Here is a 14959-nt window from a genome sequence, read left to right as displayed (position 1 = left end):
CAAAAGGCGTTGGGCAGGCGGATCACTCCGCAGCATTCGATCAAGGGAGGACGTGCACCATGGAACTTACCGCAGGTCACGTATGGCTCATGGTGGCGGCGGCACTTGTGCTGTTCATGACACCAGGTCTGGCATTTTTCTACGGCGGCATGACGCGCGCCAAGGCAGCACTGAACATGATGATGATGAGCTTCATCTCCATCGGCATGGTCGGCGTGGTGTGGGTACTCTGGGGCGCATCGATGAGCTCCGGTGAGGGTTTCCTGGAGATTGTCGGGAACCCGTTCGCCACGTTCGGCCTCGAGGGCATCACCGCCCCTGACGGCCTCATCAAGGTTGGCTACGCGGCCACCTTCGCAATCATCACGGTTGCCCTCATCAGCGGCGCGATCGCAGACCGCGCCAAGTTCGGCGCCTGGAGCGTCTTCGTGCCTGTCTGGGTCACCCTGGTGTACTGCCCCCTCGCCTACATGGTCTGGGGTGGCGGCCTCTTCGGTCCCGAGGGTGCCATCGGCAAGGCCCTCGGCCCCGCGATCGACTTCGCCGGCGGCACCGTGGTTCACATCAACGCCGGTGTGGCAGCACTGATCCTGGTCCTCATCATCGGCAACCGCAAGGGCTTCGGCAAGGACCCGAACCACCGCCCGCACAACATCCCGTTCGTCATGCTCGGCGCGGCCATTCTGTGGTTCGGCTGGTTCGGCTTCAACGGCGGCGCCGCCACCACCGCGGAACAGGCCGGCCTGATCTGGGTCAACACCCTCGCCGCTCCGGCTGCTGCCATGCTCGGCTGGCTGGTCACCGAACGTGTCCGTGATGGCCACCCCACCTCGCTGGGTGCTGCCTCCGGTGTCGTCGCCGGCCTCGTCGCCATCACCCCGGCCTGTGCAAACGTCAGCCCGGTCGGTGCCCTCGGACTCGGCGTCGTTGCCGGTGTGGCCTCCGCCCTCGCCGTCGGCCTCAAGTTCCGCTGGGGCTTCGATGACTCGCTGGACGTCGTGGGCGTGCATCTTGTCTCCGGCATCATCGGCACCGTGGCCCTCGGCTTCATCGCTCTTCCGACCGACGGCGTGGGCGGCGGCCTGTTCTACGGCGGCGGCTTCACGCAGCTCTGGGCCCAGCTGGCGGCAGCAGGGATCTCGATCGCCTACTCGGCCATCCTGACCACGATCATCGCGCTGGCCATCCACAAGACCATGGGCTTCCGTGTCTCCCAGGAGCAGGAAGCGGTGGGCGTGGACCTCAGCCTGCACGCAGAAACCGCCTACGAGTTCGGCGTCGGCGGCCACGGCGGCAGCTTCCAGCCCCTGCATGAGCTGATCACCGGCGGGCACACCAGCGGCACGGACGCGGTTCCTGCAGGCAGCGACGGCAAGAAGACAGAAGCAGCAACAGGTAAGGAAAGCGTGGGGGCATGAAACTGATCACAGCAATCGTTCGTCCGGAGAAGCTCGAGTCGATCCGCGAAGGCCTGGAGGCCTACGGGGTCCAGGGCCTGACGGTCAGCGCGGCCAGCGGCTACGGCCGGCAGCGCGGCTACACCGAGGTCTACCGCGGCGCCGAGTACAACGTGGACCTGCTGCCCAAGATCCGCGTCGAGGTGCTGGCAACGGACGAACAGGCTGACGACATCCTTGATGTCATCATCGCCAGCTCCAACACGGGCCGCGCCGGCGACGGCAAGGTCTGGACGGTCGATGTCTTCGAAGCAGTGCGGGTGCGGACGGGTGAACGCGGCGTAGCCGCCATCTAGCACCTGCCACCAGCCCAACGCAGCGGGAGGGCCGGCCACCATACAACGGTGGCCGGCCCTCCCTTCGCGTTAAGCCTGGTTGAGGCGGGAAGCCTATTTCGGGGCGGGCCCGTCGGAGCCCGCCCGGTATTCCTCCAGCGGAACCTTGCCCGCTGCCCAGGCAGCCAGCACCGGCTCCACGATCCGCCAGCACTCCTCTGCGGTGTCGCCCCTGACGGACAGCAGGGGATCGCCGCTCAGGACGCCTTCCAGCACTTCGCCGTAAGGCAGCAGCTCGGAGGCGTTGAGCTCGGCCACAAGCGCGGCGCGGTCCAGGCTGAAGATGTCCCCGGGGCCGTTGACGTCGACGTCGAGCTCCAGGGTGTCCGGACCGAACCCGATCCGGAGCTTGTTGGGGGCGTCCCGGCCTGTGAAGCCGGCGGGCAGGTGCGGAACCGGCCGGAAGGTGACCACCGCTTCCTTGCGCTTGTCCCCGAGGGCCTTGCCGGAGCGCAGGATGAACGGCACGCCTTTCCATCGCCAGTTATCGATGTCCACGCGGACCTCGGCCAGGGTCTCCGTGTGCCTGTCCGGGTCCACGCCGTCCTCGCGCGCGTAATCGGGGACGTCCTTGCCGTTGAGGCTGCCCGCGAGGTAGCGCGCCCGCCGGGTGCTGTCCGTGTACGGCGGCTTGATGCTGCTGGCCCTTAGGACCGCGCCGATGGCATCGCGGAGGTCGCGCTCGCCGATGGTGGCCGGCGGTTCGATGGCCAGCAGCGCCATGATCTGCAGCAGGTGGCTCTGGATCATGTCGCGCAGTGCTCCCGCGCCGTCGTAGTAACGCGCCCGGTCCTCGAGCGCCAGGTCCTCATCGAAGATGATTTCCACCTTGGAGATGTGTTGGCGGTTCCAGACCGGCTCCAGGAAGTTGTTGGCGAACCGCAGGCCGAGGATGTTCAGGACAGTGGCCTTGCCCAGGAAATGGTCCACGCGGTGGATGTGGTCCTCGGGGACCAAGGTCAGGAGCGTCCGGTTGAGTTCACGGGCGGACTCCTCGCCGGAGCCGAAGGGCTTCTCCATGACCAGCCGGGTGCCGGCGGGGACCTGCTCCGGGCGCAGGATTTCGCAGGCCTTCTGGCTCACGTGGGGCGGCAGGGCGAAGTAGACGGCGACCGGACCCTCGAGGCCGGCCAGGAGCTGCGCGAGCGGGCCGTCCGCGGTGACGTCGGCCTGATGGTACTCCGTGGACTTTGCCATGGCCGCCAGCGCGTCCTTGCCGGCGTCGTCCGCCTTTTCGGCGGCGGCGTCAAAGGCGGTGTGCACGCGTTCCTGCCACTGTTCCCGTGACCACGGATCCGAACCGGCCCCCACGAGCAACAGGCCGGCGGCGCGGCCGGTGGCTACCAGCCTGGCCAGGCCGGGGAGGAGGAGCCGGCCGGTGAGATCGCCGGAGGCACCGAGGATGAGCAGGGTTCTTACAGTCGTTTGGCTCGTCACCCTGCCAGCATGCCATCTTGAAGGCGTGTCTTGATACCCTAGATAGTCGAGTCCCGTACATCCACTGAAAGAAGTGCACGGCGCGTGTTCAATTCACTCTCTGACCGGTTGACAGCAACCTTCAAGAACCTTCGCGGCAAGGGCCGCCTCACCGAGGCAGATGTCGACGCCACGGTCCGCGAGATCCGGCGCGCCCTGCTGGATGCGGATGTTGCGGTGCCCGTGGTCCGGGAATTCACCGGGCGGGTCCGTGAGCGCGCGCTGGGCGCCGAGGTCTCCGGGGCCCTGAACCCCAGCCAGCAGATCGTGAAGATCGTCAACGAGGAGCTTGTTGAGATCCTCGGCGGCGAGACGCGGCGCATCCGGATGGCCAAGACAGGGCCCACGATCATCATGCTCGCCGGCCTCCAGGGTGCCGGCAAGACCACCCTGGCCGGAAAGCTCGCCAAGTGGATGAAGGCACAGGGCCACAGCCCCATCCTTGTCGCCTGTGACCTCCAGCGCCCCAACGCCGTGACGCAGCTGCAGGTAGTGGGCCAGCGCGCGGGAGTTCCCGTCTTCGCGCCGCACCCGGGCGCCACCTCCGAGCTGGCACACCCGGCCGGCGACCCCGTCGCCGTGGCACGCGCCGGCGTCGATGAAGCGCGCCAGAAGCTGCACGACGTCGTCATCGTGGACACCGCCGGCCGCCTCGGCGTCGACGCCGACATGATGGAGCAGGCACGGCAGATCCGCCGGGCCATTGTGCCCAATGAAGTCCTCTTCGTGATCGACTCCATGATCGGCCAGGACGCCGTCAACACGGCCACCGCTTTCGACGAGGGCGTGAACTTCACGGGCATCGTGCTGTCAAAGCTCGACGGCGACGCGCGCGGCGGCGCCGCGCTGTCCGTTTCGTCGGTCACCGGCAAGCCGGTGATGTTCGCCTCGACCGGTGAAAGCCTGGACGACTTCGAACTGTTCCACCCGGACCGGATGGCCTCGCGCATCCTGGACATGGGTGACGTCCTGTCCCTCATTGAGCAGGCTGAAAAGTCCTGGGACAAGGAAGAAGCCGCCCGGATGGCGAAGAAGTTCGCCGACCAGGAGGACTTCACGCTGGATGACTTCCTCGCGCAGATGCAGCAGATCCGCAAAATGGGCTCCATGAAGAAGATGCTCATGATGATGCCCGGCGCGCAGAACATCCGGCAGCAGCTGGAGCAGTTCGACGAGCGCGAAATCGACCGGGTGGAGGCCATTGTCCGCTCGATGACCCCGCACGAGCGCGTTGCGCCGAAGATCATCAACGGTTCGCGCAGGGCCCGCATCGCCCGCGGCTCGGGCGTGCACGTGTCCGAGGTCAACGGGCTGCTGGAACGCTTCGCCCAGGCCCAGAAGATGATGAAGAAGATGGCCCAGGGCGGCGGCATGCCGGGAATGCCCGGGATGCCCGGCATGGGCGCAGGCGGTGCCCGCAAGGGCGGCAAGAACGCGCCCAAGAAGAAGGCCCGCTCCGGCAATCCTGCCAAGGCGGCACAGGAGCTTCGCGAGGCGGAGGCCCGGCGGGCAGGGGCATCCAAGGCGGTGCCCACCGGAGCTGCCTTCGGCCAGCAGTCCGGCGACTTCGATCCGTCCCAGCTGAACCTGCCGAAGGGCTTCGACAAGTTCATGGGCGGCAATTAGGGCGCTCGGTCATGTCGGCCGGCGCCGATGTCAGACCGCTGCCATAAGGTTGGGTCATGTATAAGCAGCGGGTAGTGTTCGTGCACGGTGCCGGCAATTTCGGCTCAGCGGCGTGGCCGCGCCAGCACGGCATGGCCCTGCAGTACGACGCCCTGTTCCTGCGGCGCCACGGCTTTGACGCCGAGGCCGAACCGCTGGAGACCGACTTCGCCGAGGACGCCCGCATTGTGCTGCGGTCCCTGGCTGATGACGGCCGCGGGGCCGCCGGGGGCCACGTGGTGGCGCATTCGCAGGGCGCCATCGCCGCGATGATGGCCGCCGTCGAACGCCCGGACCTGGTCTTCTCGCTGACGCTCGTGGAACCGGCCTGCCTGTCGCTCACCGCAGAATTGCCTGCCACCGCCGCGCACCGCGCCCTGATGGAGCCGCTGTTCGAGGTACGGCACCAGCTCGGCGATGACGACTACGAACGCGAGTTCCTGCGCCGCGCCTTCGCCGCGGACACACCGGAGCCGAGCACCCCCGAAGCGAAGCGCGCCGCGCGCCGGCTGCGCCTGCAGGCACCGCCGTGGCAGGCGCCGCTGCAGATCGTGCCGGGAGTACCCACCCTGGTCCTCACCGGCGGCTGGGAGCCGCTGTACGAGGAAATAGCCGGCTACCTGCGCGAGACCGGCGCCGTGCACCGCATCGCTGCGGGCGGGCACCGGCCGCACGACTCACCGGAAGGCGACCGCTACATTCGCGCGTTCATCGCCGAAGTCAGCCGCCGGGACCAGCCGAGGGCCTCCTGACGGACTCAGCGTCTGAGAGACACAGCGTCTGAGAGACACAGCGTCCTGACGGACGTTCCGGGAGCCCGCCCGGCCGGCCCCCAATGCCAGCCGGACAGAACCCCGGGAGCCGTTAGTTGCGCGCCGACTCCGGAAGCCGCAGCTCGGGCAGGTACACCTTTCCGCCCGCAGCGAGGAATTCCTGGCTCTTCTCGCGCATGCCCTCCGCCATTTCGGCGAGGGCGGCCTGGGCTTCGGCCGAGCCGTACTCGTTCCGGATGTCCTGGCTGATCCGCATGGAGCAGAACTTGGGCCCGCACATCGAGCAGAAGTGCGCTGTCTTGGCGGGTTCCGCCGGCAGCGTCTCGTCGTGGAAGGACTCGGCGGTCACCGGGTCGAGCGACAGCGCGAACTGGTCGCGCCACCGGAACTCGAACCGGGCCTTGGACAGTGCATCGTCCCGCTCGTTCGCGCCGGGGTGCCCCTTGGCGAGGTCGGCGGCGTGCGCGGCGATCTTGTACGTGATGACGCCCGTCTTCACGTCGTCCTTGTTCGGCAGGCCCAGGTGTTCCTTCGGCGTGACGTAGCAGAGCATGGCCGTGCCGTAGCGGGCGATTTCGGTGGCACCGATGGCCGAGGTGATGTGGTCGTAGCCGGGGGCCACGTCCGTGACCAGCGGGCCCAGCGTGTAGAAGGGCGCACCCTTGCAGAGTTCCTGCTGGCGCTCAACGTTTTCGCGCACCAGGTGGAACGGGATGTGACCCGGCCCCTCGACCATGACCTGCACGTCGTACTCCCAGGCCCGCTGGGTCAGCTCGGCCAGGGTGTCCAGTTCGGCGAACTGCGCGGCGTCGTTGGCGTCCGCCGTCGCGCCCGGCCGAAGACCGTCACCCAGCGAGAAGGCGACGTCGTACTTGGCGAAGATCTCGCAAAGCTCGTCGAAGTGGGTGTACAGGAAGTTTTCCTGGTGGTGGGCCAGGCACCAGCCGGCCATGATCGAACCACCGCGGGAGACGATGCCGGTGACGCGGTTCGCCGTGAGCGGCACGTAGCGCAGCAGCACGCCGGCGTGGATGGTCATGTAGTCCACACCCTGTTCGCACTGCTCGATGACGGTGTCGCGGAAGATTTCCCAGGTGAGCGCGTTCGCTTCGCCGTTGACCTTTTCCAGGGCCTGGTAAATCGGCACGGTGCCGATCGGTACGGGGGAGTTGCGGATGAGCCACTCACGCGTGGTGTGGATGTCGTCGCCCGTGGACAGGTCCATGACCGTGTCGGCGCCCCACTGGGTGGCCCACTGCAGCTTGTCCACCTCCTCCGCGATGGAGCTGGTGACGGCCGAGTTGCCGATGTTGGCGTTGATCTTCACCAGGAACGCCTTGCCGATGATCATCGGCTCGGATTCCGGGTGGTTGATGTTGGTGGGGATGATGGCCCGTCCGGCGGCGAGTTCGCTCCGGACCAGTTCCACATCGCAGTTTTCGCGGAGGGCCACGAAGCGCATTTCCGGGGTGATGACGCCCTGCCGTGCGTAATGCATCTGCGTGACGGTCTTGCCTTCCGCCGCACGGCGGGGCACCGGCCGGGCGCCCTTCCACTCGGCGGAAGCCGCGCCGCGGCGCACGGCTGACTTGCCGTCGTCGAGCAGGTTCCGTTCGCGTCCGTCGTACGGCTCCGTGTCTTCGCGTGCCGCAATCCATTCCGAACGGAACGGCGCGAGGCCCACCACCGGATCGCTGCCCGGACCCGCCGTGCGGTAAACCCGCAGCGGTTCGTTCTGCTCGCCGTTCGGTGAAGGCTCAAGGGCGATTTCCGTTACCGGCACCCGCAGGCCGTCGCCTTCGAGATAGGCCAGTGAATGGGATTTCAGCGACTGCGTGACGCTGCCGGCAGCACTACCGGCGGCTTCACTTTGGGCCGCATCAATCTGGGCAGGGATCAGCTGTGATTTCTGGGTGCTCAATTTACTGCTCACTTCCTTCGCCGGCATTACCCGGACAGGTTCAACGGTCGCAGGCTGCGCCAGCCTGATCTCAGCCCCTGCAGGGGCCCCCGTGTGGTCGTAGACGAAGCTACCACAGCTGCGGCTTAGGCTGGTGTCATGGCGCACATCATCGAATTCAGCGGACCCGTGCTCACTGCGGCGGATGAGGAACGCCGCGGGCTCTGGTCCGTGGACGGGAAGCTGACGTTTGATCCGCCGGGCCAGCGGCCGGACGCCGTTCTTGACGGCTGGGTCCTGCCCGGTTTCGCGGACGCCCACTGCCACATCGGATTGGGCCCGGGCGGTGCTGTGGACGACGACGTGGCCTACGCCCAGGCCGTGACGGACCGCAACGCCGGCACGCTGCTGGTCCGCGACGCCGGGGCCGCCAGCGACACCCGGTGGCTGCAGCAGCGGGCCGACACGCCGCGGATCATCCGGGCCGGCCGGCACGTTGCACGGTCCCGCCGGTACCTGAGGAACTTCGCCGTGGAGGTCGAGCCAGAGGGCCTCGTGGAGGCGGTGCGCAAGCAGGCGCGGGAAGGGGACGGCTGGGTCAAGCTGGTGGGGGACTGGATCGACCGGACCGCCGGCGACCTCGCGCCGTCGTTCCCTGCCGCGGCCGTGCGGGACGCCGTCCGGGCAGCCCACGACGAGGGGGCCAGGGTCACGGCGCACTGCTTCGGGGAGGACACCCTGGATGACATGCTGGACGCCGGCATCGACTGCATCGAGCACGCCACGGGCCTGCTGCCCACGCACATTCCGCGGCTCGTCGAGCAGCAGGTGCCGATCGTGCCGACACTGATCAACATCGCCACCTTCCCGGACATCGCCGCGCAGGCAGAGCCGAAGTTTCCGCGGTATGCGGAGCACATGCGCTCACTGTGGACCCGCCGTCGGGAGCGCGTCCTCGAAGCGTATGAGGCCGGCGTCGAAATTTACGCGGGAACGGATGCCGGCAGCGTGATCCGCCACGGCCGCATCGCGGACGAAATCCTTGAACTTCACGCCGCCGGACTGCCCGCACCGGCGGCGCTGGACGCGGCATGCTGGCGGGCGCGCCGCTGGCTGGGAGCCGACGGCCTGGCGGAAGGGGCGGCCGCGGACGTGGTGGTCTGCCGGGAGGACCCGCGGACCGTGCCGGAGACCATCCGCAGCCTCACGAATGTGGTGCTCCGGGGAAAGATCGTGCATTAGGAATAAATTGAAGCTTCAAGTAATTTAGAGATGTAGAGGCCGCCGAAATCCGGTGGTCCGGACATTCGGGAGTATTCAATGACAGCAGCAGACAGCAGCCAGGACTTGCTTCCTGCCGACCTCACCATGGGCACCGTCATGCTCAAGGTGGGCGACATGAAGCTCATGACCGATTACTACCAGCGCGCCCTCGGCCTCGACGTCGTCGCCGAGCAGGACGGCGGCCTCTACCTCGGCCGGCTCAAGACGCCCCTGGTGCACCTCGCGCCCGCTCCGGGCCTCAACATTCCCGGCCGGGGCGAGGCCGGCCTCTTCCACACAGCGCTCCTGTTCGAGGACCAGTCCTCGCTGGCCGCCACCATTGCCAGCGCGGCCCAGTACGAGCCGCAGGCCTTCGTGGGCAGCGCCGACCATCTGGTGAGCGAGGCCTTCTATTTCACCGACCCGGAAGGCAACGGGATCGAACTCTACTGGGACCGCCCGCGCGAGGCCTGGTCCTGGGACGGCAAGAACGTAGTCATGGACAGCCTGGCGCTGCCGCCGCAAAAGTACCTCCAGGACCACCTCACGCAGGAGTCTGTGGAAGGCCAGCGAGGCACCGACGCAGGCGTGGGCCACGTTCACCTGCAGGTGGGTGACGTGCAGTCAGCCCATGACTTCTACGTCGGCACCCTGGGATTCGAAAAGACGGCCGGCTGGCACGGCCAGGCGCTCTTTGTGTCGGCCGGCGGCTACCACCACCACATGGCCATGAATGTCTGGAACAGCCGTGGCGCGGGCCCGCGCCGCGACACCCTCGGCCTCGGTGAGGTCCTGATCGAAGTCCCGTCGGGGGACGACGTCGGCGCCCTCGCCGACCGCCTTAAGGTCGCCGGAGTCGAATCGCACCACACCGGCGCCGAGCTCCGGTTTCAGGATCCGTGGCGCAACCGCCTCCGCGTCGCCGTTCGATAACCAGCGCGCTAAGCCCGGCGAACCCGGTTGGGTTAGGCTGACATTCGAAGAGCCCCGGCGCCGCCGCTGCCGGGCGCGCACCGCCGACGGAATGAGGACGAATCCATGGGCTTCACCGAACTGTTTGTCGCCACCCACAATGACGCCCTCAAGCGTGCGGAGGCGCTGGAAGGCGGCGCCGCCGCCGGAGACGGCATCCGGATTGCCGGCATCAGTGATTTTGAGATCGAACAGCTTGGCGACCTCGCCGGTGCCGCGGTCCACGCCGCGGGCGCGGACTACGAACTGGCCATGGTTGACGTGGCAAGCGATTCACTGCTCGGCGTGCCGGCGGCGATGGTCCGGGCGCTGGCTGAGCTCCTCACGTACGAATCCGAGGGTGAGGGCAACGTTCTGGATGAGGTGGCCGAGCGCTGGGCCGCCGAGGACGACATGCCCTTTGGCGCCGGGGAAGCCAGGAACTACGTCCAGCAGCTGGCAGAGCTTGCCGGCACCGTGGAAGAAGGCAGCAGGACCGGCCTCTATGTCTGGTCTTCCTAGCGCAGCCTGGATTTCCTGGCACCAGCCAGACTCCGTCCGCATGTCAAGTCGAAATAACGCGGACGATCTGGCACAATAGACAGGTACTCGATCTGCGTGGCCCCTCTCTCCGCGTCCGGATCCTGTCCTTTTCGAACCCCCAAGTACGGCCCGCCCCACGGGTGCAGAACGCGGGTTCAACCCCGTTTCAGAAACAGGAGTGACCACAAAAGTGGCCGTAAAGATTCGCCTTAAGCGCTTCGGTAAGATGCGCGCACCGTACTACCGCATCGTTGTCGCCGATTCGCGCACCAAGCGTGATGGCCGTGCCATCGAAGAGATCGGCAAGTACCACCCCACCGAGGAGCCCTCATACATCGAGGTCAACTCCGAGCGTGCACAGTACTGGCTGTCCGTCGGCGCACAGCCGTCGGAGCAGGTCGCCGCGATCCTGAAGATCACCGGTGACTGGCAGAAGTTCAAGGGTCTGCCGGGCCAGGAAGGCACCCTGAAGACCAAGGCCGACAAGGAAGCATTCGTTGCTCCGGAGAAGGGTTCCGTGATCATCCCGGAAGCCATCACCAAGAAGGCCAAGGCATCGGAAGCCCCCGCCGAGGCTGAAGCAGAGACCACCGAGGCTGAGTAAGTTGCTGGCAGAAGCGCTCGAACACCTTGTCCGTGGCATTGTCGACTCCCCTGAGGATGTCAAGGTCAGTGCCAAGAACAACCGCCGCGGGGATACCCTCGAGGTGCGCGTTCACCAGGAAGACCTCGGACGGGTAATCGGACGCCAGGGCCGCACGGCGCGTGCGCTGCGCACAGTCGTGGCGGCGCTGGCAGATGGCGAGCAGGTCAGGGTCGACGTCGTCGACACCGACCGCCGCCGGTAACGCGCCTGCAACACTTGTCTTAACGTCCGGCCCCTCCACCAGCTAACGGTGGAGGGGCCGGACTGTTTTGGGCCCTGACTATTCAGGACGCCCGCAAAAGTCCTACCCCCGCATCAACACGCAGTCCAAACAGAGGAACACATGCAGCTTCAGGTGGCCCGTATCGGCAAGCCCCACGGAATCCGCGGCGAGGTGACCGTCCAGGTCCTCACCGACGCGCCGGAGGACAGGTTCGTTCCCGGCACCGAGTTCGTGGTGGAACCGGCCTCCGCGGGGCCGCTCACCGTGCGCAGCGCCCGCTGGAACAAGGACATCCTCCTGCTCGGTTTTGAGGAGGTGGCCGACCGGAACCGCGCCGAAACCCTGCGCGGCGCCAAGCTGTTTATCGAGACCGAAGAGCTTGGTGAGGACGACGACGAGGGCTGGTACGAACACGAGCTCGTCGGCCTCGAGGCCCGTGTCGGCTCCCGGGCCGTGGGCAAGGTCACCGCCCTGAACACCATGCCCGTGCAGGACCTGCTCGTCATCGAAACGCCGGACGGCAAGGAAATCCTCATCCCGTTCGTGGAACAGATCGTCCCCGAGGTGAACACTGAGGAGGGCTACGTCCTGCTCACTCCGCCGGCTGGCCTGCTCGAGATCAACGAGGACGGTGCCGGGGATCCGGAGACCAGCGGCTCGGACTCCGATGAGGACTCCGCCGGGGACAACGCTGAGCCGGAGGCCAACGCGTAGATGAGAATCGACGTCGTCAGTATCTTTCCCGAGTACCTGGCACCGCTGGAACTGTCGCTCATCGGCAAGGCCCGCCAGGACGGGCTGCTGGACTTGACCGTGCACGATCTCCGCACCTTCACCGCGGACCGCCACCGTACCGTGGACGACACGCCTTACGGCGGCGGCGCCGGCATGGTGATGAAGGCCGAGCCGTGGGCCCTGGCGCTGGAGTCCGTGGCGGCCGCCCGGCCGGCCGGTGCGGCCAAGCCCGTGCTGATCGTTCCGTCCCCGGCGGGGGAGCGCTTCAACCAGGCACTGGCCTACGACCTTGCCGAGGAAGAGCAGCTGGTGTTCGCCTGCGGGCGCTACGAGGGTATTGACGAGCGCGTCATCGAATGGGCCGAGGAGCACTTTACCGTCCGCCCGGTCAGCCTCGGCGACTACGTCCTCAACGGCGGTGAAGTGGCCGTCCTGGCCATGGTGGAAGCCATCGGCCGGCTGCTCCCCGGCGTGGTGGGTAACCCCGAGTCACTCGTGGAGGAGTCGCATTCGGACGGCCTGCTCGAGTACCCCGTCTACACCAAGCCGTCGGTCTGGCGCGAACGGGAAGTCCCGGCCGTCCTGCTCAGCGGCAACCACGGCAAGATCGCGCAGTGGCGCCGGCACGAACAGTACCGAAGGACGGCGGAACGCCGTCCTGACCTGCTGCAGACGTTCGACGCCGGGACGCTGCCCCGCGCGGACCGCACCGCTCTCGCGGACCTGGGGTACGACGTCGTCGACGGTCACCCCAGGCCCCGGCCGGAAGTCTAGGCGGGTCCGGGCCGAGGTGCCGGGCGGCCCCAAAGGCCCTTAGTTGGTTTGTTCTGGTTGATTGTGGCAAAATTAGTCCTTGTGTCTGCTGGGTCCGCACCTGCCACAGGGGGAGCGCAACCAACAGCAAGACACCCCGGTGCCGCCAAAGGGTGGCGGAACCGGATCTCAACACTTCGGCGGCGATTCCCGGACTACTCCGGACTTGGCCGCCGTGACCCAAAGTGGATGACCTGTGGCGTTCACCAGGAGTGGATCAATGCATATCCTCGATTCCGTAGATGCAGCCTCGCTGCGCACTGACGTTCCCGAGTTCCGCGCGGGTGACACCCTCAAGGTTCACGTGAACATCATCGAAGGCAAGAACTCCCGTGTCCAGGTATTCCAGGGCTTCGTCCTGGGCCGCCAGGGTGACGGCGTCCGCGAGACCTTCACCGTCCGTAAGGTTTCCTTCGGTGTCGGCGTTGAGCGTACCTTCCCGGTGCACTCCCCGATCATCGACAAGATCGAGGTTGTCACCAAGGGTGACGTCCGCCGCGCCAAGCTTTACTACATGCGTGCACTGCGCGGTAAGGCTGCGAAGATCAAGGAAAAGCGCGACTTCAGCACCGCCAAGTAAGTCCAGCCGGACTTTCACGGCGGGTCCTCAACCCGTGTCCGGCCAGCGCCGGAGCCATCCGCAACAGCGCCACAGGATACGGATTATGGACCAGACAAAGCGCCAGCCAGGGAAACCGGGCTGGCGTTTTGCGTTGCTGGCAGTGCTGGCTGCCGTCCTGGCCAGCGGGCTGATCCGCTCCCTTTGGCTGGACGTCTATTACATTCCATCCGCCTCCATGGAGCCGCTGTTCGGCACGGGTGACCGGATCCTGGTGTCCCGCACGGCCTTCCAGTCTGAACCGATCCGCCGCGGCGACGTCGTCGTGTTCGACGGCCGCGGCTCGTTCGCACCGCTGAACAGCGGGGAAGGTCCGGTGCAGGAAGCAGCGGCCGCGGCAGGGCACTGGCTGGGACTGACCGGCAGTGATACTACATATGTAAAGCGGGTCATCGGGCTCCCCGGCGACCACGTGGTCTGTTGCGACGCCGGCAGACGCCTCACAGTCAACGGTCAGCCGCTCGTGGAACCCTACCTGTATGACGGTGATGCCGCGAGCACCCAGAAGTTCGACGTGACTGTTCCGGAGGGCCGGCTGTGGCTGCTCGGTGACCACCGGTCGGTGTCCGCGGACTCGCGCAGCCTGCTGGGGGCGCCGGGCGGCGGCATGGTGCGGTCGGACAGGGTGATCGGCAGGCCGGTACAGATTCTCTGGCCGCTTGATAGATTTGCGTCAGTGGCGCGGCCGCCGTTGGCGGCCATTACAACAACTAAGGACGGACAGTAGATGCCGGAAATTGATCCCGGGAGCTCCGAACCGCGGCAGGCCGCCGCGCGGCCGGGACGGCATGCCGCCCAAGAGCCCGTTCCTGAGGTGTCCGCCCCAGGCGGATCCGGACCAGGATCACCTGCTCCTGCCGGCCCCCGCCGCCAGGAAAAGGCCCGTGCCCGCAACCCATTCCTGCTGTGGCTGAAGGAGATCGCCACGGTGGTGGTGATCGCCGTCGTGCTGTCCTTCCTCATCAAAACCTTCCTGTTCCGGGCCTTCTACATTCCGTCCGAGTCGATGGTGAACACGCTGGACATCAACGACCGCATCTTCGTGAACCTCCTTGTTCCGGAGCCGTTCGCCCTGGAGCGCGGGGACGTGGTGGTCTTCAAGGACACCAAGGGCTGGCTGCCACCCACACCGCAAAAGGCCGACGGCCCGTTCAGCGTTGTGGAGGACGGGCTGACCTTCGTGGGCCTGCTGCCGGACAACTCCGAGCAGCACCTGGTCAAGCGGGTCATCGGGCTCCCCGGGGACCACGTTGTCTGCTGCGACGCCGGAGGCAAGATCACCGTCAACGGCGCCGCACTGGATGAGAAGTACGTCAATCCTGCCGAGGTTCCGGCAGTGCGCACCTTCGACGTCGTCGTCCCGCAGGGCAAAGTCTGGGTGATGGGGGACAACCGCAACCACTCGGCGGATTCCCGTGCCCACACCGACACCAGCGGCGGCTTCGTGGACATCGCGGACATCGAAGGCAAGGCAGCGGTCATCGCCTGGCCGATGAACCGCTGGGCGGCCCTGGACAACTATCCCGACGTCTTCAAGAATGTACCCTCGGCAGGTTAGCC

General features: G+C 66.8%; 16 protein-coding genes and 1 riboswitch. Of the genes, 14 read left to right on the top strand and 2 right to left on the bottom strand.

Translation table 11 applies throughout. The features are described 5' to 3' along the window. The first annotated feature begins 59 nt into the window (after positions 1–59). Both ACFRAU_RS05195 and ACFRAU_RS05190 read left to right on the top strand, forming a co-directional pair. A complete protein-coding gene (locus tag ACFRAU_RS05195) occupies positions 60–1418 on the top strand; it encodes an ammonium transporter (protein WP_377999097.1) in 1359 nt (452 codons plus the stop codon). Next, a complete protein-coding gene (locus ACFRAU_RS05190; protein WP_003806050.1) occupies positions 1415–1753 on the top strand; it encodes a P-II family nitrogen regulator in 339 nt (112 codons plus the stop codon). The genes ACFRAU_RS05195 and ACFRAU_RS05190 overlap by 4 nt, the downstream gene beginning before the upstream one ends. Before the next feature lie 93 nt (positions 1754–1846). On the opposite strand, the gene ACFRAU_RS05185 is transcribed toward ACFRAU_RS05190, so the two are convergent. After that, positions 1847–3229 (bottom strand): glucose-6-phosphate dehydrogenase, encoded by a 1383-nt coding sequence (locus ACFRAU_RS05185; RefSeq protein WP_377999096.1) that lies wholly within the window; start codon positions 3227–3229, stop codon positions 1847–1849. Between the two features lie 84 nt (positions 3230–3313). On the opposite strand from ACFRAU_RS05185, the gene ffh reads away from it, so the two are divergent. Both ffh and ACFRAU_RS05175 read left to right on the top strand, forming a co-directional pair. Then, positions 3314–4894 carry a signal recognition particle protein gene (gene ffh, locus ACFRAU_RS05180; RefSeq protein ID WP_377997357.1) on the top strand — a complete coding sequence of 527 codons (1581 nt, stop codon included), beginning with the start codon at positions 3314–3316 and terminating at the stop codon, positions 4892–4894. 56 nt (positions 4895–4950) lie between these two features. Further along, positions 4951–5685, top strand: a complete 735-nt coding sequence (locus tag ACFRAU_RS05175) for an alpha/beta fold hydrolase (RefSeq protein WP_377997358.1) — start codon at positions 4951–4953, stop codon at positions 5683–5685. Positions 5686–5797: 112 nt separating this feature from the next. On the opposite strand, the gene thiC is transcribed toward ACFRAU_RS05175, so the two are convergent. Then, positions 5798–7627, bottom strand: coding sequence for a phosphomethylpyrimidine synthase ThiC (gene thiC, locus ACFRAU_RS05170; RefSeq protein WP_377999095.1), 1830 nt, complete (start codon positions 7625–7627; stop codon positions 5798–5800). Further along, positions 7623–7730, bottom strand: a riboswitch (TPP riboswitch). (Overlaps the previous gene by 5 nt.) A gap of 35 nt (positions 7731–7765) precedes the next feature. Here thiC and ACFRAU_RS05165 point away from each other — a divergent pair. The 10 genes from ACFRAU_RS05165 (at position 7766) to lepB (ACFRAU_RS05120) (ending at position 14957) form a co-directional block, all read left to right on the top strand. Beyond that, positions 7766–8848, top strand: a complete 1083-nt coding sequence (locus tag ACFRAU_RS05165) for an amidohydrolase family protein (protein WP_377999094.1) — start codon at positions 7766–7768, stop codon at positions 8846–8848. Between the two features lie 78 nt (positions 8849–8926). Further along, positions 8927–9802, top strand: coding sequence for a VOC family protein (locus ACFRAU_RS05160; protein WP_377999093.1), 876 nt, complete (start codon positions 8927–8929; stop codon positions 9800–9802). A gap of 105 nt (positions 9803–9907) precedes the next feature. Then, entirely contained in the window at positions 9908–10342 is a 435-nt protein-coding gene (locus tag ACFRAU_RS05155) for a hypothetical protein (protein ID WP_377997362.1), read from the top strand. A 211-nt stretch (positions 10343–10553) separates the two neighbouring features. Beyond that, positions 10554–10967, top strand: coding sequence for a 30S ribosomal protein S16 (rpsP, locus tag ACFRAU_RS05150; protein ID WP_102972220.1), 414 nt, complete (start codon positions 10554–10556; stop codon positions 10965–10967). Between the two features lies 1 nt (position 10968). Continuing rightward, on the top strand, positions 10969–11211 hold the full coding sequence (locus ACFRAU_RS05145; RefSeq protein ID WP_076802241.1) for an RNA-binding protein: 243 nt from the start codon (positions 10969–10971) through the stop codon (positions 11209–11211). A 141-nt stretch (positions 11212–11352) separates the two neighbouring features. Continuing rightward, on the top strand, positions 11353–11946 hold the full coding sequence (gene rimM / locus ACFRAU_RS05140) for a ribosome maturation factor RimM (RefSeq protein ID WP_377999092.1): 594 nt from the start codon (positions 11353–11355) through the stop codon (positions 11944–11946). Next, a complete protein-coding gene (gene trmD / locus ACFRAU_RS05135) occupies positions 11947–12741 on the top strand; it encodes a tRNA (guanosine(37)-N1)-methyltransferase TrmD (RefSeq protein WP_377999091.1) in 795 nt (264 codons plus the stop codon). A gap of 259 nt (positions 12742–13000) precedes the next feature. Beyond that, positions 13001–13360, top strand: coding sequence for a 50S ribosomal protein L19 (gene rplS / locus ACFRAU_RS05130; RefSeq protein ID WP_079598963.1), 360 nt, complete (start codon positions 13001–13003; stop codon positions 13358–13360). Positions 13361–13445: 85 nt separating this feature from the next. Continuing rightward, the gene (gene lepB, locus ACFRAU_RS05125; protein WP_377999090.1) at positions 13446–14126 is read left to right on the top strand and encodes a signal peptidase I; all 681 of its coding nucleotides are present in this window, start codon (positions 13446–13448) and stop codon (positions 14124–14126) included. Further along, complete coding sequence (gene lepB, locus ACFRAU_RS05120; RefSeq protein ID WP_377997366.1) at positions 14127–14957, top strand: signal peptidase I; 831 nt, start codon at positions 14127–14129, stop codon at positions 14955–14957. The last annotated feature ends 2 nt before the right edge of the window (positions 14958–14959 follow it).

Origin of the sequence: Arthrobacter sp. NPDC056691, assembly GCF_042791415.1 — a bacterium.
In the GTDB taxonomy this organism is placed as follows: domain Bacteria; phylum Actinomycetota; class Actinomycetes; order Actinomycetales; family Micrococcaceae; genus Arthrobacter.
Note: the sequence above shows the minus strand (reverse complement) of the source record. Positions and strands in the feature narration are given on the sequence as shown.